Annotated in this window: 23 protein-coding genes; 11 read left to right on the forward strand and 12 right to left on the reverse strand. The window is 66.9% G+C overall.

Annotated elements, in window-relative coordinates; all coding sequences use genetic code 11:
- From VFV67_RS01950 to VFV67_RS01960, 3 genes are all read right to left on the reverse strand, one after another.
- On the reverse strand, positions 1-459 hold a 459-nt coding region (locus tag VFV67_RS01950), incomplete at its 3' end, for a hypothetical protein (RefSeq protein ID WP_326466725.1).
- Positions 460-478: 19 nt separating this feature from the next.
- Entirely contained in the window at positions 479-1,009 is a 531-nt protein-coding gene (locus tag VFV67_RS01955) for an IS5 family transposase (protein ID WP_414636153.1), read from the reverse strand.
- 156 nt (positions 1,010-1,165) lie between these two features.
- A complete protein-coding gene (locus VFV67_RS01960; RefSeq protein ID WP_326466726.1) occupies positions 1,166-1,390 on the reverse strand; it encodes a bacterial transcriptional activator domain-containing protein in 225 nt (74 codons plus the stop codon).
- A gap of 741 nt (positions 1,391-2,131) precedes the next feature.
- On the opposite strand from VFV67_RS01960, the gene VFV67_RS01965 reads away from it, so the two are divergent.
- The 3 genes from VFV67_RS01965 to VFV67_RS01975 all read left to right on the forward strand — a co-directional run bounded on the left by VFV67_RS01965 (position 2,132) and on the right by VFV67_RS01975 (position 3,975).
- Positions 2,132-2,749 (forward strand): RICIN domain-containing protein, encoded by a 618-nt coding sequence (locus VFV67_RS01965; RefSeq protein WP_326466727.1) that lies wholly within the window; start codon positions 2,132-2,134, stop codon positions 2,747-2,749.
- 307 nt (positions 2,750-3,056) lie between these two features.
- Positions 3,057-3,227: a hypothetical protein gene (locus VFV67_RS01970; protein ID WP_326466728.1), complete on the forward strand. Its 171-nt coding sequence runs from the start codon at positions 3,057-3,059 to the stop codon at positions 3,225-3,227.
- 277 nt (positions 3,228-3,504) lie between these two features.
- Positions 3,505-3,975 (forward strand): hypothetical protein, encoded by a 471-nt coding sequence (locus tag VFV67_RS01975; RefSeq protein ID WP_326466729.1) that lies wholly within the window; start codon positions 3,505-3,507, stop codon positions 3,973-3,975.
- A gap of 100 nt (positions 3,976-4,075) precedes the next feature.
- Here VFV67_RS01975 and VFV67_RS01980 read toward each other — a convergent pair whose 3' ends face one another.
- The gene (locus VFV67_RS01980) at positions 4,076-6,667 is read right to left on the reverse strand and encodes an ATP-binding protein (RefSeq protein ID WP_326466730.1); all 2,592 of its coding nucleotides are present in this window, start codon (positions 6,665-6,667) and stop codon (positions 4,076-4,078) included.
- Complete coding sequence (locus VFV67_RS01985) at positions 6,645-7,415, reverse strand: class I SAM-dependent methyltransferase (protein WP_326466731.1); 771 nt, start codon at positions 7,413-7,415, stop codon at positions 6,645-6,647. The genes VFV67_RS01980 and VFV67_RS01985 overlap by 23 nt, the downstream gene beginning before the upstream one ends.
- Before the next feature lie 417 nt (positions 7,416-7,832).
- Between VFV67_RS01985 and VFV67_RS01990 the strand changes: the two genes are divergently transcribed.
- On the forward strand, positions 7,833-9,047 hold the full coding sequence (locus VFV67_RS01990; RefSeq protein ID WP_326466732.1) for a calcium-binding protein: 1,215 nt from the start codon (positions 7,833-7,835) through the stop codon (positions 9,045-9,047).
- 280 nt (positions 9,048-9,327) lie between these two features.
- Here the strand turns inward: VFV67_RS01990 and VFV67_RS01995 are convergent, their stop codons facing one another.
- Entirely contained in the window at positions 9,328-9,651 is a 324-nt protein-coding gene (locus VFV67_RS01995) for a J domain-containing protein (protein WP_326466733.1), read from the reverse strand.
- A gap of 184 nt (positions 9,652-9,835) precedes the next feature.
- Complete coding sequence (locus tag VFV67_RS02000) at positions 9,836-10,267, reverse strand: Hsp20/alpha crystallin family protein (RefSeq protein WP_326466751.1); 432 nt, start codon at positions 10,265-10,267, stop codon at positions 9,836-9,838.
- Positions 10,268-11,126: 859 nt separating this feature from the next.
- On the opposite strand from VFV67_RS02000, the gene VFV67_RS02005 reads away from it, so the two are divergent.
- On the forward strand, positions 11,127-11,447 hold the full coding sequence (locus VFV67_RS02005; RefSeq protein WP_326466735.1) for a MerR family transcriptional regulator: 321 nt from the start codon (positions 11,127-11,129) through the stop codon (positions 11,445-11,447).
- Between the two features lie 130 nt (positions 11,448-11,577).
- Here the strand turns inward: VFV67_RS02005 and VFV67_RS02010 are convergent, their stop codons facing one another.
- Positions 11,578-12,624, reverse strand: coding sequence for an NAD-dependent epimerase/dehydratase family protein (locus VFV67_RS02010; RefSeq protein ID WP_326466736.1), 1,047 nt, complete (start codon positions 12,622-12,624; stop codon positions 11,578-11,580).
- A 439-nt stretch (positions 12,625-13,063) separates the two neighbouring features.
- Between VFV67_RS02010 and VFV67_RS02015 the strand changes: the two genes are divergently transcribed.
- The 4 genes from VFV67_RS02015 (at position 13,064) to VFV67_RS02030 (ending at position 16,589) form a co-directional block, all read left to right on the forward strand.
- Positions 13,064-13,582, forward strand: a complete 519-nt coding sequence (locus tag VFV67_RS02015; protein WP_326466737.1) for a SigE family RNA polymerase sigma factor — start codon at positions 13,064-13,066, stop codon at positions 13,580-13,582.
- Positions 13,572-14,570 carry a hypothetical protein gene (locus VFV67_RS02020; protein WP_326466738.1) on the forward strand — a complete coding sequence of 333 codons (999 nt, stop codon included), beginning with the start codon at positions 13,572-13,574 and terminating at the stop codon, positions 14,568-14,570. Before VFV67_RS02015 ends, VFV67_RS02020 begins: the two co-directional genes overlap by 11 nt.
- A 250-nt stretch (positions 14,571-14,820) precedes the next feature.
- On the forward strand, positions 14,821-15,177 hold the full coding sequence (locus VFV67_RS02025) for a hypothetical protein (protein ID WP_326466739.1): 357 nt from the start codon (positions 14,821-14,823) through the stop codon (positions 15,175-15,177).
- A gap of 482 nt (positions 15,178-15,659) precedes the next feature.
- Entirely contained in the window at positions 15,660-16,589 is a 930-nt protein-coding gene (locus VFV67_RS02030; RefSeq protein WP_326466741.1) for a hypothetical protein, read from the forward strand.
- Positions 16,590-16,728: 139 nt separating this feature from the next.
- Here the strand turns inward: VFV67_RS02030 and VFV67_RS02035 are convergent, their stop codons facing one another.
- From VFV67_RS02035 to VFV67_RS02045, 3 genes are all read right to left on the reverse strand, one after another.
- Positions 16,729-17,190, reverse strand: coding sequence for a hypothetical protein (locus VFV67_RS02035; protein ID WP_326466743.1), 462 nt, complete (start codon positions 17,188-17,190; stop codon positions 16,729-16,731).
- A 595-nt stretch (positions 17,191-17,785) separates the two neighbouring features.
- A complete protein-coding gene (locus tag VFV67_RS02040; RefSeq protein ID WP_326466744.1) occupies positions 17,786-18,202 on the reverse strand; it encodes a hypothetical protein in 417 nt (138 codons plus the stop codon).
- Between the two features lie 596 nt (positions 18,203-18,798).
- Positions 18,799-20,364, reverse strand: coding sequence for a recombinase family protein (locus tag VFV67_RS02045; RefSeq protein WP_326466745.1), 1,566 nt, complete (start codon positions 20,362-20,364; stop codon positions 18,799-18,801).
- A gap of 242 nt (positions 20,365-20,606) precedes the next feature.
- On the opposite strand from VFV67_RS02045, the gene VFV67_RS02050 reads away from it, so the two are divergent.
- Together VFV67_RS02050 and VFV67_RS02055 are read left to right on the forward strand one after the other, a co-directional pair.
- Positions 20,607-22,127, forward strand: coding sequence for an ATP-binding protein (locus VFV67_RS02050; protein ID WP_326466747.1), 1,521 nt, complete (start codon positions 20,607-20,609; stop codon positions 22,125-22,127).
- A gap of 113 nt (positions 22,128-22,240) precedes the next feature.
- The gene (locus tag VFV67_RS02055; RefSeq protein ID WP_326466749.1) at positions 22,241-22,693 is read left to right on the forward strand and encodes a hypothetical protein; all 453 of its coding nucleotides are present in this window, start codon (positions 22,241-22,243) and stop codon (positions 22,691-22,693) included.
- Here VFV67_RS02055 and VFV67_RS02060 read toward each other — a convergent pair.
- Positions 22,641-22,901: SRPBCC domain-containing protein (locus tag VFV67_RS02060; protein WP_326466750.1), on the reverse strand; the 261-nt coding region annotated here is incomplete at its 5' end. The two genes, VFV67_RS02055 and VFV67_RS02060, sit on opposite strands and share 53 nt — an antisense overlap.

Genomic DNA, 22,901 nt, shown 5'->3' on the forward strand with positions numbered 1-22,901 from the left:
ACCGCCGCACAACCAGTCGCTCGGTCCACACCGGCAGCTCAGCCACGAACACAGGCTACGGGCCAGCGGACATACGCATCCCACGAGTCCGGGCTCCCCTCGAGCACCAGTCTTGGCGTAAGGCCGCGAATCGCGTGAGATCTCACATACTTGCCTCTGGTTGAGATCTGCTGGCTGTGCGCCTGGTGCGGGACCGAGCGGTCGTGCCGGCCCGGGCTGGCACACCCCGCTGCCACCGCCATCAACGACGCCGGCGGTCAGCGGCCGCTCGGCCAAGCGCCGAAACATCTCCTCGGCTTCATCGGTGCCCAGCGGATTCAGGTCGATCGACACCACGTCCAGTTCCACCAGCCGGCGCCGGTTGGTCACCAACACGAAGCAGCAGCTACCGTCGCCCGGCAACAGCGGTTCGATCTGCGCGTGGTGCGCGGCATTGTCAATTAAGAAGTCGGCGGCCATCGTTGAACTCGAGATCGCTCTAGTGCGTGCCTGATGGATCTTGGTGGACGGGGTCGCGGAGCCAGATTTTGATCGTGGCGACGTCGATGGTGCCTCGGTAGACGTAGTCGCTTTTGTCGGTGCGCAGGGCGACCGCCCGGAAGGCTTTGAGCCTGTTGAAGGACCGCTCGGTGGTGTTGCGTTCCTTGTAGGCCACGGGATCGAAGGTCGGTGGCCGGCCGCCCTTGCTGCCCAGTTTGGCGCGGTTGGCGATCTGATCGGCTTTCTGCGGGATGGTGGCGATGATGCGGCGTCGGCGTAGGTAAGCGCGGATCGCGCGGTTGGAGTAGGCCTTGTCGCCCAGCAGTCGGGCGGGTCGGGTCCGTGGCCGACCGCAACAGCGGCGGGCGATCCGTAGCCGGCGCAGCACCGGCCGAAACGCCAGCGAGTCGTGTCGCTGCCCGGCGCTGGTCAGGCGCACCAGCAGGCGACAGCGGCGGTCGGCCAACACATGGATCTTGGTGGTCAACCCGCCACGGGAACGTCCCAGCGTCCAGGTTGCGGGTGACAAGGTGCAGGCATTTCAGCGCGGCTTGTTCGCTGGGGAACCGGTCAGGCGATCAACATCGACAGCGGTGTCGTCTTCAACTGACCGTCAACCCATTGGGTACTCAGCAGGGAAAGATCGCACCACCATGAATCACGACGTGCACCGTGTGGTCACCGGTCACACCGCGGACGGCACCTCGACGATCACCGACCGGTGGTAACTGTCCCGCACCTGCGCGGCCCATTTGCCTGGAAGACCGGCCAGGTGCGGTCCCCGCCACAAACCCAACACCTCAGCGAGCGCGACTGCTCGAGCATCATCGGCGCGCTGTCGGTCGCTGCCCTGGTTGACCAGGCATCGGAATCGATGCAGGTCCACCAGATTCGGCTCGATGCACAGCACAGAGCCGGCGTACCGTCGATCCGCACCGCCGCCGGCTCACCGGTGAGGGTGGTCGCCTGCCTCTGCAGCCGACGGATCCGGCTCAGGTACGAATACAACACGTTTCGGACTTCGGCGGGCGGGGTGTCGTCCCAGACCCGATCGATGAGTGTCGCGATAGCAACCGGTCGACCCGCGTCCACGGCTAGCGCCGTTAGGACCGCCTGTGGACGGGGCGCTCCGACGTCCAGAAGTTGACCTGCCGCCCGCAGCCCCACCTCGCCCAGCGGGCGGAGGCCCGCGGGTTTACGCTTGGTGGTCGCGTCGTTACTAACCGCTATACTGTTCCCGCCTCACGGTTGGCGCAAGCTCAGCAAGCAGGGCGCTGTGCCACCGTGAATCCACCAAGTTCGGCGACCAATCTCAGCCGATTGGACTCCTGCCGCCGCGCGTTATTCGAAGGAGCCCACCTGTTGGCTCAGCCCGGAATGGTAGACCTCGCGCTCGCCACCTTCCCGATCCTGAGGAGCACGCGCTCAATACATCGACGCCTCGGATAGCCCGTCTACCGATGCCAGAGGGCGGTGGCGCCCGCACGACGCGTAGACGGAACCGATCATCCACGCTGGTGCGGTACATATACGACAACACCGGAGGAAATGCCTGGCATCAGTTGCGCGGGTTCGAGGAATTATTCGTCGCACGATGGCGAAGTGGTCGAATCGTCGGTTGGGCGATGGAATCCAGCTGGAGGAGGGAGAAATGTCGAATAAAGGGTTTTGCGGAGAGGGCGCAGCGCGACGCTGGCTGCATGGATCGATCGCCGATCTGCGAATGTCTCGCACGGCGAGACTTCACCACATCGAGAAAGGACCTCAAATGCGGGTATCCGTGAAGTTGACAGCCATGCTGGGGCTCGTGCTGGCCGCACTGCTCATCGCGCCGGTTGGAGCGATGGCGGAACCGGTCAGCGTGCAGACCGCCAACACCCCTATCTACAGCCTGCACGACGGGCGCTGCCTGGATTCGGACGTGTCGTCGCCGACGCACAATGGCACCAAAGTGCAAATCTGGGACTGCAATGGTTGGAGCAACCAGAAGTGGACGTACTACAGTGACCACACCATCCGAAGCAGTCACGACGGGCGCTGCCTGGATTCGGACGTGTCGTCGCCGACGCACAATGGCACCAAAGTGCAAATCTGGGACTGCAACGGTTGGAACAACCAGAAGTGGACCATCTACCTCAACGGTGACATCGTGAGCTGGCAGGACGGCCGGTGTCTCGACTTGGACGTGGCAACGCCGACTCACAACGGAAGCAAGATCCAGGTATGGGATTGCAACGGCTGGGCCAACCAGCGTTGGTACCACCCGTAGCCATCCACACACCTGGCTCGCCCGGCGGCCCGCGGCCACCGGGCGAGCGAAAACGGTCGCCAAGTCCTACGTCGCCGCCACGATCACCCACATCGCCACCGGAGGCACCCTCACCGAAGCACTGGCCCTGGCCAGAGCCGGCTCACAGGATTTGCTCAGGGACTGGGGCTTGGCCTCGGCCGGCTCGATCGAGCCATGGGTGCCTCACCGTGAGCCGGTCCAGCAGTTGACCGGGCAAACGTGATCATCGACAGGGAAACGCGATCAGTGCGGCCTGCTGGCCAGAATAGTGGGGCTTGGATGTGCCGTGACTGATCGCGTCGCCGCCGCGCTGGCCGCGCTCGCCGAACTCCTGAGCAGGCGGTGTGTTCAGGCCCCACACGCCGGCGACGCGGAGGCCGTGCGCCGCTTGGTCACCGTGCTGGTGGACGAGAGGGCCCGGCTGGACCTGCTGGCGGTGGCCGCGGGCGGCGTCTAGGCGGCCTACAGTCCGATGAGTCGGTGCCGGGCAACGTCGTGGCAGCCGCGCTGACGGCCGCCCGTTCGCTGCTGCCGACCAACATCGCCGACACCGAGCGGTCTCTCATGGCCGGGGCGCTCGGACTCCTCCCCGTCCGAGGGGTCGGCGACCAGCCCGCGGTCGACCTGGTGAACGCAGCGACGTCCGCGAGGCGCGTCGAACAGACGACCTCGCCCTGTGGGCTGCCGAGCAAGCCCTCGTCCTTCGCGAGCAACTCACCGCATCGCACGAAACCATGGCGCTGCTCACCGTGGCGGTGATCACGCACGACCGGGCAACAATCGCGCAGGCCTACCAGAAAGCCGCCGCGCTGGAGCCGGACGACCTCGCTGCGCGTGCCGCTGGGGCGTTGCGGCCCACGCTCCACCCGGATGGGACGTGGGAGTTGGTGGGGATGGCAGAAGCGATCCAGGCTGATGAGCGACCCGCGGCCGCCGCTTCGCTCGCGGCGCAGTTCGCCGAACTACGAACGATGACCGACGACGACCTGCTCACGGGCGCGCATCTCACGGCCACCGCGCTCTCGCGTGTGCCCTTCGACAGCTGCCGATCCAGCCGAGCATGGGCTCGATGGCGTCAGGTGGCTTGGCCTCCGGGTTGGTGGCCGAGCAGGCGGCAAGGAGCGCGGCGGCAAGCGGGACGCAGCACCAGATTGCTTCCCTTAGGGTTCAGGGCTCGCATCGCGAGCCACCTCCTCATCGAGTGAAGGGTCGGGTGCGAGCCGGTCGGCTAGGGAGTAGGCGGCGCGTCCGGCTGAAGGTTCGGCTGTGGCGCGATATCAAGCCCGCCGCGGGGCGCCGCGGCTGTCAGCCGGCCGTGCGGGTTTGCCGGTTTCGTAATGTGGCGGCGGCTTCGTGGCGGGAGGTGACGCCGAGTCTGGTGAGGATGGCTGAGACGTGGTGGTCGACGGTGCGGACGGACACGACGAGTCGGGTGGCGATCTCGGCGTTGGTCAGACCGTCGGCCAGCAAGTCGAGGACGTCGGCTTGGCGTGCGGTGAGGCCGGCGGGGTGGGTGCGGGTGTGGGTGGATGGTCGGCGTGGGATGGTGCGCAGGCCGAGGGTTCTGAGCTGGTGGCGGACCTGGGTCGCGGCCGCGGTGGCGCCGAGGTCGTCGAGCGTGCGCAGCGCTTGGAGGGTGGGTTCGATGACGCCGGAGTCAGCCAGTGCGAGAGCTTGTTCGTAAGGGTCGCCGATGCGTTCCCAGGCGGTTGCGGCCGATTGCCAGTCGCCGCGTAGGCCGGCGACCCAGGGTTCGGGACAGCCGTCGAATGGTTCGGCGGGAAGGCCGGCGCGGGCGCAGTAGCGCAGGATCTCAGCCCACAGCGGGGCGGCCCCGGGCCGGTGGGCGTGGTGGCGCCACGTGTGGCGAACCGCCGCGGCCACCGTGGGTTGATTGGTCAGCCACGCCCACTCCGCCAGTGCGGTGCCGGACAAACCCAGTACGGCAAGGGATTGCTGGCGACGGCCGCGTCGCCAGGCGCGGTGGAGGAGATCGCCGGCGGCCGGGTGGCCGCGGCGGGCGAGCAGCCGGGCGTGCGCCGGCTGAACGTAGCTGGCCAGTACGCCCGTGCCGGCGGCGCCGTCGGCACAGGCGGAGAGGTCGTTGTCTGCGCAGGTCCAGTCACCGCGACGCAGGTGCAGCAGGCCGCGGTGCACGGTCAGATGGTAGGCGTGGGACCGCAGTCCGCGGCCGTCGGCGAAGGCCAGGCCGTCGGTCAGGCACCGCTGGAGTTCGTCGAGGCGGCCGTGCTGGTAGAGCAGTTCGGCCAGGGTGGTGTAGGCGCGGGCGACGTGCTCGTGGTGGCCATGCGTGCGGGCCAGTTCGAGGCTGTCGGTGAGCACCGCGATCCGACCGTCGAGATCCAGGTCCGGCAGCGCGATGCTCTGGTAGGTCATGATGAGCCCGGCCAGGTCGACCCGGTCCGCTTGCTGGGCCAGGGTTTCCGCCCGCCGCAGGGTGGTGGCCGCGTCAGGATGGCCGGTCAGCGCCTGCACGGCGCCGTGGTAGGTGACGGCACATGCCTTGGCCGGCACGGCTTCGGTTGGCTCCAGCAGCTCGACTGCCTGGCGTGCCGTGGTGATTGCCAGGGCGGTGTCGCCGGCCAGGTAGTAGTGCCGGGACAGCCGCGCTCGGGCCTGGCCGAGCGCGATCGGGTCGCCCAGCTCGGCGTAGCGGCGCACCGCGGTCTCGCCTACGTGGATGGCCTCGGCGAAGCGATGCGCGTGGGACAGCTCCCCGGCGTGGTCGTCGGCCAGCCGGGCCCGGTCGGCGTCGCCGAGCGCGTCGGCGTGTGCGGTGGCGGTGGTGAAGTGGGCCAGCGCCGCATCGTGGGTCCCGGCCGCGGCGGCTTCCCGCCCGGCCAGCAGCGCATAGTGTGCCGTCGCGCCGTGGTTACCGGCGCCTACGGCGTGGTGCACCAGTCGGGCCAGGTCCGGTTGCTGCCGTCCGGCCAGCACGGTCAACACGGCGAGATGCAGGGCACGGCGGCGCAGGTGCGGCAGGCTGGCCTCCACGCCGCGGCGGACCAACTCGTGGCGAAACGCCAGACCATCCCGCCGCACCTCCAGGATTCCGTGCTGCTCGGCCTCGGCCAGCACCTCGGCCTGCTTGCCGAGCAGGCCGTCGATCAGGTCGAAGTCGACCGTCCCCGACAGCACGGCCAACTGCTCGATCGCCTGCCGGCACCGCGCCCCGAGCCGCTGCACCCGGCCCGCTGCCGCACGGACGATGGTTGCCGGCACCGCCTGCCCGCCGGGCGCGGCCAGCATCTCGGTGACATGGAACGGGTTGCCACCGGTCAGTGCGTGCAGCTCGGCGGCGTCCCACCCCGACCCGGCGGCCAGCTGCGCGACACCGGCGGGGGTCAGCGGGACCAGCGGCAGGTGCCGCAGCCGGACCTCGGACGTGGACACCGAACCGCACGTGCGGCGGCGCACCGGCCGGTTCTCCTCGACCTCCTCTCGCATGGTCCCCACGAGCACCACCGGCAGTGCCTCGATGCGGCGGGTCAGGTAGCCGATCAGGTCCACAGTGGCCTCATCGGCCCAGTGCAGGTCCTCCACCACCAGCACCGTGGGTGCCTCCGCGGCCAGATCGGCCAGCGCAACGTCGAACACCGCCTCGCGGTCGGCATCGTCCAACGCGGCCTCCAGCCGCCCGCCGCTGCCGGCCATCGCCTCCCGCAGGGCGCCGAACATCCGCGGCGTCAGCAGACCGTCGCACGAGCCGACCAGCACCCTGGCCGCCACCGCACCCACAAACGCCCGCACCACACTGGTCTTTCCCAGACCTGCCTCGCCGGTGATCAGCACCATCGACCCGCGCCCGGCTCTCGCCTCGTCCACCGCCGCGTGCAGGGCGCCTAGCACCCGCTCACGCTCCACCAGGACCCGCATGTTCCACTCCCCCGCTCGCCGGACCGCACTCTGACGCCGCTGCCCGCCACCTCCCCGGTGGCTCAACTGGTCGTCGTGCCACCAGCAGCAGTCGAGGGCTGCCGAGGCGGAACGGTGTGGCCTCGGTGTCGCCGTACAGCTCGGTCCCGGTGAATCCGGCTTGGGTGACCAGGCGGGCTGTTTCGGCGGCGGTGTAGACGTGTTGGACTGAAGTTCCGCGGTGTTCGACGGTGCCGCGGCGGAAGGTGAAGGCGGTGAGCCAGCGGCTGTTGGTGGTGTCGTACTCGTTGATCGACACAGCTTCGACGCCGCCGAAGGTCATCGGCGGCTCCTGCCGCGTCAGGTGGGGCAGGAGGGCCTCGGCAACGAATCCGTAGTCCAGGATCAGGGTGCCGCCCGGCGTGACGAGCGCGGCCAGGTCAGCCAGGAACGTGCGGGTGCCGGCGTGGTCGAGGTAGCCGAAGGCGTTGCCCATGCAGATCGCCGCGTCGGCCCGGACGTCGGTGGGCAGGGTGCGCATGTCGCCCAGGCGCAGGTCGACCGGCAACCGCTGGGCGGCGGCGACGGTGCGGGCGAACTCGATGGCTTCGGCGGACACGTCCAGCCCGGTCACCCGGTAGCCGCGTCGGGCCAGTTCCAGGGTGTGCCGGCCGCTGCCGCAGGGCACGTCCAGCACCCGGGCCCCGGGACCCAGCCCGCTCAGCCGGATGATGAAGTCGGCCTCGGCCATCGTCACTGCCGGTGGCACGGCCGCTCGCCAGAATGCGTTGGGCAGTTCAGTGAAGAAGTCCGCATACCACGCGGACAACGGGTCTTGCGACAATTCGGGTGCTCCAGGTGCAGACGCGCGACGACCGGCGCCGCGCGGGCGTCACGATTGCCTCCGACACCAGGGCAGGACGAGCAGACGCACACCGCGGACGCGGCGCTGACCGTGGACCCGGTCGGTGTCGTCAACCGCCCCGGCAGGACCGGGCGGTGACCATGGCATCGCCTCTTCGAAACGGCCGGGTCGAACCCGGACGGGAGCAACGTCCCCGGCACCGTAGAACACACACCCCCGCCACGCCACCGAATTAACCGCACACGGCACCGCCCCAGGGGCCCAGACGGCCTGAACACCGACGCCGCCCCCGTCCACTCTCGCGGCCGTCGACACACCACAGTGGACGGTCGATACCTACGCGCCGAGGGCGCCCTACCCCACCGCGCCGCCATACATAGGTACCAGCCACCGATGCCCGGCCCGGCGCGGTGGCGTCAGGCTGCCGGAGTCACTTTCCCGTGCTCTGCGAGGAGAAACTCCGAAATGCCAGACAGATCGACAAGAAGGCTGGGCATCCTGATCACCGCGACGGCTGCGGTGGCCGGTTCCTTCCTGCTGTCTTCCGCAACCGCGCACGCCGCCTCCGGTGTCACCGCGACCGGCACCACGCTGCAGGTCAACGCACAGGCCGGCAGCGCCAACCGGATCAGCATCACGCTGGTGAACTCGACGTTCACCGTCACCGACGCCGGCGACACCGTCACTCCCGGGACGGGCTGCACCGCGGTGAATCCGAACACCGTGCACTGCACCGCCACGGGGATCACCCGCGTGGCGGTCACCGCCGGCGACCTGGACGACTCGGTCAGCGCTCAGGTTCCGTTCGACACCACCGTGCTGGGGGGTTCCGGCCGCGACCGAATCAGCACCTCGGCCGGCAACGACACCCTCGACGGCGGACCCGGTGACGACGACTTGTTCGCCGGGGCCGGTCGCGACACGCTCAACGGCGGGGCCGGCGGCGACAACCTCGACGGCGGCAACGACGTCGACTTACTCAGCGGCGGCATCGACAACGACACGATCAAGGGCGGCAGGGGCCAGGACAGCGTCTTCGGCGAGGCCGGCGACGACGTCCTCGCCGGCGCCACCGGATTCACCGGGGGCGGCAACGACGGGCCGGACTTCCTGGTCGGCGGAACCGGCACAGACACCGCCGACTACTTCGACCACGGCGGGCTCGGCGTGACCGTGATCATCGACGGGAACCCCAACGACGGCGCGTCCGGCGAGGGCGACGACGTGCACACCGACATCGAAACATCATCGGGACCATGGCCGTCGACGTGCTCATCGGCAACGAGCAGGGCAACCGACTGTTCGGCCTCGGCGGTGACGACCACCTCGACGGTTTCCTCGGCGACGACCACCTCGACTGCGGCACCGGAATCGACGTCGGCATCGGTGGCCCCGGCACCGACACCGCCATCGCCTGCGAAACCATCACCGGCATTCCCTGACCGACACCCCACCCTGGATGCCTCCCGAACGGCGAGGCATCCAGGGCCCACACGCCGAACTCTTGACGGCACACGCCGTCCGACCCGTCGCTGACATTGACACGGTCTATACCGCGCAACAGCTCGGCCGACTGGAGCCGCGATCGTGGGCGCAGATGACGTACTCCGGTAGTTTCCGAACTCTGAGGTTCGGTCGGCCAGCCGGTGACATGGAGCGGTTCAAGGACTTCATCGAATCCCGGGGCGTCGAAAAGGGCAAGGACGCTTTCAAGGACTGACTGGCGCAGTGTCGGCCGGGCGGTGAACTCTCCCGCCCGCCCCACAACTCATCCGCCACCGCCAAAATCCTCGCGGGACCCGAGCCTGCTCGCGGATCAGCTGTGGGCAGGAGGGTGACGGCGAACGGGTCCAGCCCAGATGTCCGGCGTTCGTGGCGATGTTGGGGGGTGGATCCGCACCGGAATGTCATGTCCGTGCGAGGAATCCCGGCTGTGTTCGGCCGGCGGGCGGACATCCCGGTCACGGTCACGGAGCCGGCGGTACGCCGCGATCACGGCCGCGAGCCGGTCACTGTCGGGATGGGGTGCGTCGGGATGGCAGGTCCGGACCGCGCGCCGGTAGGCGGCAGCGATCTCGGCGCTGGTGGCGCCGGGGTCGACCCCGAGCACGGTATAGGGGTCGGGTTCGCCGGTGCTCATGGCGAGCGGCGGGACGGATCGGACACGTGAATGGGGCCGCGCCGTCGGTCGCGGGCCAGCCGGCTCCCGGCCCGGTCGATGTGGGGCACCGTGCTCAACCTCCTGTCCGGCCCGCCTCCGGCCCCGCCCGCGGGTGCTCCCACGCGGGCGCGGGCCAGGAGCCAGCCGGGCCTGGTCAACGCGATCAGGCGTTGATCTGCCTGGCGTCACTGCCGCCGCTGATGGCGATCTTGCGGGGTCGGGCTTGCTCGGCGACCGGCACTCGCAGGGTCAACACACCCGCGTCGTAGTGCGCCTTGATGTGCTCGGTCTCGAGGGTGTCGCCGAGGAACAGCTGGCGGGAGAACACCCCGCGGGGCCGTTCGCTGACCTGGACCTCGGCACCTTCCTCGTACTCCGGGGTGCGTTCGGCTTTGACCGTGAGCACGTTTCGCTCTACGTCCAGGTCGATCGAGTCCGCCGCCACACCGGGCAGGTCGAACTGCACCACGTACTCGTTGCCGGACCGGTAGGCGTCCATCGGCATCACCGCCGGCCGGGCCGCGGTGCCCTGGGCGCCGAAGAACTGCTGGGTCAGCCGGTCCAGCTCCCGGAACGGGTCGGTCCGCATCAACATGACCATGCGCCTCCATTCTCCTTCCTTACGCACCGCCGCCCGGCGGGCTGATGGCCGGGAGGCGGCTGGTCGATTGGTTGCCACCCATGCTAACGATCCGCTCAGCAATCCTGTTCCCATGGGTGAAGATATTCTCGAGTGTTTACTGCTGGTTCTTGGGCGTCCTCGAAGGTCCGGCCCCGTCGCAGTCAATGCGGCGGGGCCGGTACCGGTTCGGAGGGAGTTACGCGGTTGTGCTGAGTGTGTGCCACGCGCCATCCCGGGGGGTCGTCGCGGAAGGGTGCGCCACGAGGCGGGAGGCCGGGACCGCTGCCGGGTCTCTCGGCCGGTTCGACGCAGACACCCAGCCCGTGGAGGGCGATGGCCGGGCCCGCTGCAGGCGTGCCCGCGCGGTATCACCTACCTTTCGCTCTCATCGTCATGTCGCTGCACTCGGGGCGCGGGCCGGTCGCCGGAGGGGAACGCTGCCGCCGGCCAACCCACGGCGCCGGCACCACCCCAGCCAGCCGGCCGGCGCCGGTGGCTCGGGGCGCGCGAATCGGACGCGGCGGGCCTGCGCTACCGGGCCGCGGTCTTGGCAGACGGGGAGGGACAACGCCAAAGTTGGCGGCCATGATCGCGTCGAACTCCGCGCGCAGCCAACCCGGATCGGCATAGACCACCTCGGCGAAGCCGCTGGTCACCGTCGCGTGACGGGTGGTGTCCCGCATCGTCGATCACTCCCCGGCTATGTCGTGTTCGACACCAGGTCATGTACCGCGTCTCTCTATTTCTATAGCGCGCACTGAAGATTGTGTCAAGCGTCCGCTCGAGATAACCTGTACTCGATAGTCTGGCGTCAGCGGTGGCGGAGGTGTGCGTGGCCGATCTCGGCAAGCTCGACGACCAGGACTACCCGGCGTTCACCACCGGACAGGCCGCAATCATGCTTGGCGTGCAGGAAGCATTCCTGCGCAGCCTGGACACCGCCGACCTGGTCCGCCCGCACCGCTCCACCGGCGGACACCGCCGCTACTCACGCCGTCAGCTCACCCTCGTGGTGCGGCTACGCGAACAGCTCGACGAGGGCCACACCCTCGCCGCCGCCGCCAGCATCATCGGCCTGCAGGACCAGCTCGCCGAGGCCCAGACCACCATCGACGACCTCCGCGCCCAGCTCGGCCACCCTGCCTCCGGCTGAGACGCGGTCAGCATCGACCCACGCCACCTCGCCGAACGCCCGCGCCAACGGTCTGCGGGACGGCACTCACGGCACGTCCGATCGCAGGGGTTCGACCTCGCGGCTGTGCGCCGTCTCGACGCGCACGATTTCAGGGCTGGCCGCCGACACCGGTCCGGACCTCTCGGATCCGTCCCCCGGGGACCTGGCTGGCCAGCGGCGGGGTGGGCAGCCCGGCACCGTGGCGCAGGCCACGCAGGAACTCCTTGATGGCCTGCTTGGCGGTGTGGTTCGGCGTCCAGCCGAGCTCGGTGCGGGCCCGGGTGGTGTCCATGATCGGCATGCGCAGGACGGCGTCGAGCAGACCGGGACTGGCCGGCACCAGGCGCAGCCACCACGCCGCAGTCAGGGCGCCGCGCACCGGCCAGGCTGGTACGGAGATGACCCTGGCCCGCAGGCAGTCGGCGAGCAGGGCCGCGTCTACCACCTCGTCGGCAGCGATGTTGAACGCACCGCGCACCGGGCGGTGCACGGCCAACCGGAACGCCTCGGCGACATCCACGGTGTGCACCGCCTGAAAGCGCAGACCGGGCAGGTCGGGTACGACCGGCACCAGACCGGGCCGCACCAGCCGTCCGGGCAGCAGCGGTCCGGCGAACAGCCTGCGCTGCTCGGATGCCGCGCCGTGCTTGAACACGAACCCGGGTCGCAGCCGGACCACCGACAGGTCCGGGCTGGCCAGCTCCAGGGCGTCGAGAACCCTCTCCAAGTAAGGCTTTTCCCGGGTGTAGGCGGCCTTCGGCCACCCGTCGGTCGGCCACGTCTCGGCCACCGGTTCGTCCTTGGGTCCGGGCGAGTAGGCACCCACCGAGGACGAGTACACCAACTTGGGCACGTCGGCCTGGGCAGCCGCCCGGAACACCCGGACCCCGCCCTCTACATTGTTGGCCCACGTGACCGTCGGCCGGTGGGTGGGCTGGAACAGCCACGCCAGATGAACCACGGCGTCGGCCCGGTCGAACAGATCGACCAGATCCGCGGTGCGGATGTCCGCACTCCGCCAGTCGACCTTGGGCAGCCATAGCTCCGGCACCCGGCGCGCGACGCCCAGCACCGAATCGACGTCCGGATCCCGGCTGAGTGCCGCCACCAGACTCGTGCCGATGTTCCCCGTCGCCCCCACCACCACGACCCTCATGGCCAGGGCGTACCCACTGCCCAACGAACCAATCGACGCCGAACTACTCGTGCGAGTGACACTCCGCCGTGCGAAATCGGAAAGGGCGACAGCGCGCCGGCCCAGCGGGCCGTGCTGAACTCCAGCCGGGTGCCATCCGGCCTGACGGCGCAACCTGTGCACGCGTGCGGGCAGATGACCAGGCCGCTCATACGGCTGGCGACCGCGTCCGCGCCAATGTCAGGTCACGGCGAATCCCTCCCCAGGAGACCCATGCTACGCCCGCCGACCAGCTGATTTGCATCCGCTACTGGCACAGTCGCGGATTCCACAGGGGTTAGTTCCGGCGGAGGTTGCTGCCGGTGTCGGCGAAAGTGGATCCGGCTGTCTAACGCGCGCGTGCAACCTGCCAGGGGCCGACCGCGTTGTTATCCCGTCCAAGATCTGCAGGAGGATGCCGGTGGCCGGTTTCGATGAGGACTTCGCCGACTTCTACTCGGCGCGGTTCGACGCGGCGCGGCGTACCGCGTACGCGCTGTGCGGAGACTGGCTCGAGGCGGAGGAACTGGCCCAGGGAAGTTTCGTCCGGCTGTACCCCAAGTGGCCACGCGTGGCCAGCGGCAACGCGGAGGGCTACCTGCGCACCACCCTCGTCCGGCTCTTCCTCGACACCAGGCGGCGGGGTCGCGCGAAGGAATGCCTGGTCGCCGAGACGCCCGACCGGTCGGAGCACTCGAGGGACCTGGCGCGCGTCGACGAGCAGCAGTCGCTGCTGGCGGCGCTACAGGACGTGCCACCGAGGCAGCGGGCGACGCTCGTGCTGCGCATCGTCCACGACCTGCCCGTCGAGCAGGTCGCGCAGGTGCTGCGGTGCTCGGCGGGCACCGTCAAAAGTCAAATGTCACGAGGGATACAGGCGTTGCGGGCGGCGTACCGCAACGCCGACACACCGGAGCGGAGCGTGCGAGATGTGGGATGAGGATGACCTCGGCGCCGCGTTGCGGGCCGAACTGGCGCAACGGACCCCGCCAAGGCCCCGCCGCGGGCTGGTCGACGCGGTCGCTCGTGGCCGGCGCCGGCGCCGGCGCCAGCAGTTCGGCGCTGCGCTGGCGGCGGTGGCCGCAGTCGCCGGGGTGGCCACGGTGGTCATCAGCGCGGCAGCCCTGCTTTCCGGCGGTCAGGACGTCGCCGCGACCGGGACGTCCCCGACCGAAGCGCCGTGGCCGCGGGCCGATCTGCCGGCGCACTCCCCGTACACCACATGGACTCCGGCGTCGACCGCGCCACCACCGGCCGGCTGGCCGACCGAGCCGGTGCCCAGGTGCGAGATCCCCGACACCAGCGGCCGCGACCTGGACAGCGTCCGCGCCGACCTGCCGGCGCTGCAACAACGGGTCTGGCAAGCCATCGCCGCGGTGACCAGGACGCCGCCGGACAGCCCCATTACGGGCACGACGCTCCAGGGGCCGAGCCGCATCCCGATGCCGGTGACCGCTGGCACGACGGTGGGCCTGCTTGGCGAGCTGAAGCTGCCGCCCACCAGGCCGAACACTCGCGACGCGTTCACCTACACCGCCGACGTGTCCGACGCCGGGGGCACCGGCAGCGTGGTGTTGTCCTTCGGCCGGTTCACCGGTGATCCACTCACCGCGGCGGACGACCAGGCGTACGACATGTACAACTGTCAGCCACCGAAACGGCACGTGCTGGCGGACGGGACCGTGTTGCAGATCTACGACGTGGCGCCGAGCGACCCGTTCGCGTCGCTGAACCAGACCCTGCGGATCTACCTGCCGGACGGACAGCTGTACTCGCTGTCGGTGCAAAACTTCGGCAGTCCGGACTTCGCCACCAACCGGGAGGATCCCGGGCACCCGCACCGGATCGGTGCCGGCCGGCCGACGCTGCCGCTAACGGAAGCGCAACTCGCCGAACTGGGCCTGGCTATGGTGGCTGACCCTCAGTGACCTACTTGCCTGTAGCGGCGGGATCGCCTGCTGCGTAGTGTCTCCAGGTTGCGCCTGCCTCGGCGGCGAGCAACTCGGCGCAGCCGAGGTGGGAGCCGAGCAGGCTGGCGACGACGGCGGATGGGCTTGGATGAGCACCCAAACTTGGTGCCACCAGCGTGCCGTTCACGCTGCCCGGTCAGACCTTGCGGGAGCGGTGCTCGCGGCGGGAGGGTGGGTTGTCCCGCGACCTGGTTGGAGGTGCCTCGTGGTGACGGACATGCCCGCTCCCGTGCCGGTGGCGGAGTTGATCGCGCAGCGGCGGCGTGGGCGTTACTACGCTGGTGACGGATACCTCGACCACGCCGAAGTCGCGGACGCTTGGCCGGTCGTCTGGGATCTCGACGCGGTCATCGGAGCCAACGGCGTCCGGACCAAGCAGGAAACTGCGACAGGTACGTACGGCACCTCGTCCTGGACCGTGTACCACGCCAGCGACGTGCAGCGAGTCGCCGATGCGATCGCCGATGGCACGGCCGTGCGCCAGGTAACCAAGCACAGATCAAGCTGTGCCCGTTGCAGGATGCGATGGAGACTGGCGCGATCCAATCACCTTGGCGGTACCTGATCAACAAGCTCGCTTGTCCCACCGGCCTGACGCGGCGGATGACCGGCAACGCTGGGCGATCTTCGGGCGGACTGCCGGGCCTGAACCTCTCTCTACACCCATAGTTGCACCAAGCAGCCGCAGGAACGCACTCTGACCACATCGATCCACATCGCAGTCCCTAATCGGCGGACTCCCTGGGTCTCACCTCACGTGTTCCGCAGACTCCTAGACGCGCCAGTCCCGGGCTGCAAGGATCGGGGTGGCGTGCTGATCGGCTCGAGAACTGGGGATATATGGAGTGTTCCTCAACTTATCTCCCAGTCAGTTCGACAATTTCCGGTCTCACGCGCGGAGGCAGTAGTCGTGCATACACTGAACCTGAACGACATAGGAATGCCGAGTGATGGAAGCGACAGGAGTACGGACCTTAGATATCCGCCCAGTGCGGCACCTGGACCATACGTCATTGGCCTACGAGAAGTAATGGTTATAGTCAAGTCATGCGTTGGATACTGATCGGGACCGCAATACTTGTAGTCGCGCTGGTTTTCGGTGGCCTCGACTCCGTATTTTCCAACTGGTTTGCCGGTCGGCAGGCAAGCTCTATAACCCTGTTCGGCTTGCCAATGTTCTGGTGGGGCCGCATTGGCAAGGTCCTACAGTTTTTCGCTGGCTGCGTGGTCGTCCTCGATCTCATTGGGCCTGAACGTCTCCGGGCTGCTGCGGAACTCGCTCGCATCCAAAAGAAGGAGGCAGGAAGGTGGCGGAATCGCATTCAGGAACTAGAGGATCTGCTGGGGCTCGAATTCATGGTCAGAGATCAAATAATCCGTCCTATCTATCCGATGATTGCTGCTGCGCCGGTTTTGATTCCACTGTGGATAACTCGGAATGATCCTCCGCAGTTCCACGGTCAGCGATGGCTGGCCGACGACGCCGTCAGCAAGTTTCGAGCGGAGTTCTTGGCGGAGTTCAAACAATCCAATGTGCACAACCCTACTATTATCGACGAAGAATACGCGATGAATAAGGTTCGCGCGTTCGTTCGTGTCAGCTTGCCGACTCGCCAGCGCGAGTTGTTAGACCATCGCGAGGATTACCAGTTGGTGCGAAACGTAGGCGTCGCCACCGCTAGAACCATTGCGTTAATCATCATCGTTGCCATACTCGTGTGGGTAGGAATCTCACTAGGCTGGACGGGATGGGCTCCGGCGATAGCAATGATCGGAATTTTTACCTGCGGCATACTAATGATCACGACTGAATATGGGGCTATCCGTCTCGCCGTGCGAATTCGCTCAGCCGTAGTAATCGGAATTACAGGAGTTTCTGCTGCATTGCTCGAGCAAACCCGGCCCGGCCACCGGATTCGCTGGTTCGCGTTCCTGCTGTTCGTTATCGGCTTCGCGTTTGACTTACTCTCTTCGTAGAGAAATCGGCCATACCTCCCTGAGCGAGCTTGCGCCGGGCCGGCAGGCCGCCGGCCGCCCGAGAACGGCGCAGCAAGGTCACCTCTGTGAACCGCTCAAACCCGCCCAACTAAGCTAATAGCTGTCACATTTGGGTGTCTCAGCTTTCGCTCCTTTTGACGCTTGGCGCCTTGCCGACGAACCCCTTAGCCCGGGCAGCCGCAGCAAATTTTCGAACATAAGGCCATAGGAGGGATCCCTGTTGGTTATCCCTGAACTGCAAGAACCCCGATTGCTCGGCAGCGTGAACAATGCGCGAAGTGGTGATTCCCCATAATGCCATTGAGTCGCGTCGCGGGATATATCGTTTGTCATATAGCATTGCCATGAGATCTAACCACGCAAGAGCATGATTAGCGCTACGAAAATCGTCCTCGCATAGATCCTCTGGCTTGCGACCGTACTCGCAAAGTTCAAACAATACGCGACGGCCTTGCTGCCTGTCCGCTGCTAACAGCTGGTCATAGATCCGAATCATGAGATCACGCTTGGCGGTTCGATGGTTGTAAGCGAAAACGAATGAGCTGAGCATCAGCGCAGCAATCGAAATAATGATCGCCATGGTAGTTCCAGTACGTCGCTTCCTGTGGTGGAACATGGTCGGATGCGCCGAGCTTGTTGAGTCTAGCTGGCCGGCGCACTTACAAGCCGCCCTGGGGACAGGGGACGATGAATGCCTAACGGTGCTTGCTGCGCCACCCACTAATGACAGTCTCAATGTGCTGATGCCGGTTCACTTCGCAGGCGGTCACAGCGATGCGATAACAGCGCCCACTTACGGCGAAATGCCAAAGTACATCAACTACCTGAAACGAGAACTGAGATTGAGGATCTAATGCGATAATCTCACCGATGCGCGGTACATATTCGGACTGACGGTCCTCCTCATGCAATCCCCCATCTTGCGTGTAAAGTGTGTAGTTGATTCTGATCATGCTCGCCTCACTGGTCCACGACGCCGGCCTCTTGGGCTTTTCCAAGGCAACTGAAGATTCGGCTTCTGGGCCTCGCTCCGCAACACATAGAATAGGTGCCCAAAAAGACAATACAATAGTTGCCTCGGACTGCAACCTTCCATGCTGTTCCGTGAATACAATTGAATCTCAATTTTCGAAGTATCGACAACTCATCAGATTGGACCGTCCAGCCGAGGGTGTTCAGGGAGTTGCGGGAGGTTCCGGGGAGGTGATGTGGCGATTGTCGCATAACTCATCCGCCAAGGCTCGCAGGGCCTTCGCTATGGTGCCAAAGTCCGGTGTCGTGACCATGGGGAGAGCTATTTTGGAAAACGCCTCTGCCAAGTCCTCCGGTGCGCCGGTTAACCCTGTGATCACCCATACGATGCCCTTGCTGGCCGTCTTCTGTACACCGTCGAAGCCATCTGCGATCGCATGGAGCTCGCAGCAACTGCCTTCGGGCGTGCATGGCCTGTGCAGGACCGGCCGAAACGCGCTGGCGTCGGTTATGTATCCCCTGATCACCTCTAAAGACCGCTCCAGCCGTTGCGGGCGGCATGCGCTGCATTCATTTTCTACCGTTGCCATGACGGGTTTGCTGCCTCGTCGCAGGCTCATGAACCACACACAGTCACAGTTCCCACAGGCGAGCACGTTTGAGTCCGGGTAATGGTCTCGCGCGGCCTCCCCAGTTTGCTGATCCTCTTCCTGTGCCGAGTCCTCTTCTTGCGGCATTGTCTGTTCGAGACTCCCAGGTTCATCGGACGATTCGCCCCGAAGCACTAGGCCAAGCGCTCGCACTGCCGATGCGCGGCGATCCGGTACTCCCCGTGTGTCATCACTCATGCACCTACCGTACGCATGGCGAGAGATCGCAACGCCTGATTGGCTATCTTCGGGTCGTTCAGATGGGCCCGGGCCTCCACAAGATTGCTGTGCTGCGTACATGGATGTCCAGATCCGACAGGCGGGGACAGACTCGACATGAGTCGATTGTTCTGTTGGGCACACGCATGTTCGTAGGAGCCTGGACGCGCATGGTGAGGCTTGTCCCGGCTGTCCCACTTGTGTTTGTGCAGGTCACCCGAGGGTACGAACCGTCCCGACATGGGTCGAGTGGGCAACCGACATGGATAGACCGGGACGGGTTACGCCGCCTTGTCGAGGGCGAGGCTGAGTAGGGTTAGTGGGCAAATTCGGCCTCGGACACTCCTTTACCCCACGGCCGTCTGAAGCGCGCCGGCTCGTGGCCGCGCACAGCGGGTGTCGCGCGGTGTGATGATAGCCGCTCCAGCGTGCTGATCGGCCGTGAAACCGTCTCCGTGGTGGAATTCCAGCCTCAGTGTCTGCGCCCGTGGACCTGTGGACGATGGAGCGCTGCGGGCCCCGTAGGGTGTTGCCGCCCGGAGTTGTCGATCGTGATGGGTGCAGACGATCTGCAGATCTCGCTCACGCAGAACTCCGACTGGATCGTGCGGTGAGAAGTCGGCGTCCTCGCCCAGGGTGTCGGCGAGCAGGCCGGGCAGGGCGTCCAATAGTTGATCTTCGCGGTGGTAGACGTTGCGGGGTGCGTCAGCCGGTCGGCGTGTGGCGCTGGTGTAGCCGTGTCGGCAGCGGTAGCCGGGCCGGCCGTGGACCCAGTGCGCGTCCATCCGCCGGCCACACACCCCACACACCGTCAGCCCAGCCAAATAGAACTGGCGGACTTCGCCGTCCTGGCTCGGCCGACCGGTGCGCATCCGCTGGACCGTCAGGAAGGCGGCGTCGTCGACCAGCGGAGCATGGGCGAGATGCTCGGAGACTTCCCAGTCGGCGGCAGGGTTACGTCGGACCGCACCGGAACCGCGCCCGCCGGGCCGGCCGGTGCCACCGTGGCCCTGGGTGCTGTGCCGGTTCCATACCTGCCGGCCGGTGTAGCGCGGGTTCTGCAGAATCATCGCCACCGTGCGCACGATCCACCGCTGGCCGGTGCGGTGCGGATTGCGGGACGCGTCCGCCCTGGACGGGCACGGCACGCCTCGGTCATTGAGCTCGCGGACCAGCGAGGCGACGCTGCGACCGTCGGCGCGCTGGGCGAACAGCCACCGCACCCACGGCGCGGTTGCCGGATCCGGCTCCAGCCCGTGCAGCCGGCGACCCCACCGGGCGTGCTCGGCGTTGGGATGCGGCCCGTTGTCGGCCAAGCGGTAGCCGAACGGAGGTCGCCCACCGAGGAACCGGCCCTGGACCCGGGCCTGGGCCCGCATGGCTGCCAGCACCCGCGCCCGGGCTCGGGCCACCTCCCGTTGGGCCTGCGCGCCCAGCAGAACCATCAGCGCCTGGTGCACCGGACTACCCAGGTCGACCGGACCACCGGCCTCCGGTAGCCACACCTGCACCCCGACCTCGGTCAACTCGGCCGCCACCTGCTGAAACTGATCAACATGAAACGCACGTTCGTACTCCCCCACCACCACCGCATCAAACCTACGATCCGGCCGCCGCGCGTCCGCCAACAACGCCGCCGCAGCCGGACGATCCGGCCACGCCCACCGCCGAGACCGGCCCTCGTCAAAGAAATCCACCACGATGGCCCCGAACCCCTCGACCAACTCCTCCGCAACCTCCCGCTGCCACGCCCACGACGTACCCACATCCTGAAACTCACAGGTCGACATCCGCCCATAGAACGCAAACCGCAACCCTTCCCGCGACGCTCCGGGCGAACTCGATCGCCGATCACGCAGCCGATCCTCCACCGCCGCCACGAACTCCACGCCACTCAACACCGCCATGCCCATCGCCTTTCGTGGTATGCCCAGCCGCAGAGACCGCCACCGGCATGCCACATGACACGACCAGACGGGGAATCACTCGAAAGGGCACCGCTCGCCGGGTCGCTGCGGCCGCACAGCCACCGATAATCGGTCGGTAGCCCAGGCAGCCCGGCGGTGGGGGTCAGGACTACCCTTCAGCGATTGCTGTGCATCAGAACTGGTTACCCGCACCTGGTAGCTGACTGGCGAAGGAGTTGGACGCGGTCATGGCCGTGGTGGTCGAGCCGATCGTGACCGAGGAGAAGCTGCTCGCGCTGCTCGGCGAGCAGTGTGAACAGTTCGGACTGGATTACAAGGAAACGCTCAATCTCGGCAAGGGGCATCCCGCGGACCTGATTGAGCTCGCCAAAGATGTCGCGGCCATGCAGTCCAACCCGGACGGCGGATACATCCTCATAGGCGTGGACAACAACGGTAAGGTCGTGGCCGGACTTACGGCGGAGCTCACGCGACACTTCGACGAGGCCACGCTGCGCCCCAAGCTGGCGAAGTACCTCACCGCGCCCGTCGTGCACGCGGCGTGCCACGAGGTGGGCGGCCAGACCGTGGCGCTGATCTACGTCGCGCCTAACCCCTATGGATGGTGCGTCATCCACACCGACGGCGAATACAACGACTCCGTCACCGGCAAGCGCATTGTGGTCTTCCGGCACGGCGACGTGTTGGTCCGGCACGGCACCAGCAGCGAACGATGGAACGACGCCGACCGAGACCGTCTCCTCGCGCAGATCATCGCCCGGCGCAAGGAAGCCTGGCGCAAGGAGTTCGGCGAGGAGATAGCCGCGCAGGCGCGCCTCGCCGGGACGGTCGACACCCTTATGCACGTTCCGTCCGCGTCGTTGAGCTGGCAACTCGACACCGAAACGTTCGACCAACTCGTCACCGAACTGATGCGCCGCGAGGATGACATTCCCCTGCGACGGCTGCTCACCCGTGCCGGGCGGGACGCTGCCGACCTGCTCGGCGACCAGGACGAGTTGCGGCAGCTACTCGACCGGATCACCACCTTCGCGGCGCTGGCGATCGAGTACGAGCGCAAACCATGGCTGCTGCGCGCCGTCGCTGGGTTCGAACGGATCTACGAACTTGGCTTCGACGAGCGCGGTTTCGACCGCACCGACACAGCTGCGGTATGGCTCTGGCTCGACATCATCACGCGGGTCTACGCCCTGGGCGCGCTTGCCGTCCGCGCCGAGGAATGGGCCACAGTGAAGCTGCTGGCCGACCGGCGCCCCGCTGGCGAATCGTTCAGCTACTGGGGCAGCTGGCTGCGTCACGCGGTCACCATGGCCGCCCGAGCCCACATCTTCGAGACCGACGAGAAGGCCGGGCTCCTCGCTCGCGCCCACAACACGATCCGCCACCTCGATTCCCTCCACCCAGACCGGCCCGCCGAGCACCCGACAATCCTCAACAGCCTCTGCCAGTTCGACGTCTACGGCGCCCTAGTCGTGATCGGCGAACGCGGAACGATCAAGACGGGGAACTTCTACACCAACTTCGCCCGCTACTACTCCTCCCGTGCCACCCCCGCCTTCGAGACCATGGTCGACGACCACCCCGTCCGCCACCAACTGTTCAGCGGGGACGACCAACTCCTCGCCGATGCCATGCACGAGATAATCCGCCTGGCCAACCAAGAAGGGTTCAACTACAACGGCTGGGACGGGCTGGAATCACCGGCTGTCACCGAGTTCATCCGCACCCACGCCACCGCAGACGCCTAAACCACACGCGCCCAAGTTTGGACCATGGCAAAGACGTCACCGGCAATACGGCGTTCCCGGGTCGATTCCGCCGGATCGGGCTTCGTGCTCTGGCTGGGTCTCGTGAGGTGTGGGTGGCTCAGGGCGATGCGGGCGCAGATGACTTCTTCGCGCAGGTAGAGGGTCTCGGGCTTGTCTGGGGGGACTGTTCCAAGATCGGCACCTCTCTGTGTCAAGTAGCTGGCGACAGAGAGGAAACCAACTTCGGCGACACCGCCGGGTTCACCGCGGTCACCATCGTCAACGACGCCAGCCGGGCCATGGTCATCTGCCGCAAGTACACCGGAAAAAACACCGGCACTAAACCCACCCAGGTCGGCACCGGCGCCGACGACACGAACTGCATCTACGTCGCGTCCGACCTGATCTACCGCTGCACCCAACTCGACGAGGGCGAGCCGGCAGGCCCGCCCTCGTGGCTTGGTGCCCCGTTCCTGACATCGACATGGAGCAACGAGCCGGCGGCACATCGTGTCAGCGGTTGGACAGCCACGGCTCCGTCGCCAGCGGGCTCCCAGTCTCGATGAGGGTTTTCAGGTTGGACAGCACGGCCGGCCAGCCGAAGGAGACCTCGGTCTGATCGCTCGCGTCGAAAAGGTTCTCGTGGGTGACGGTGAGCCGGACGATCGGGCCGTGCGGCTCAAGGTCGAAGGTGACCCTGGACGGCTCGTCGACGCCCTCTCGGTCCGGCACCGACCAGGTGGTCACCAGCCGTGCCGGCGGCACACTTTCGAC

Origin of the sequence: Actinophytocola sp., from assembly GCF_035762905.1 — a bacterium.
Classification (GTDB): Bacteria; Actinomycetota; Actinomycetes; order Mycobacteriales; family Pseudonocardiaceae; genus DASYTH01.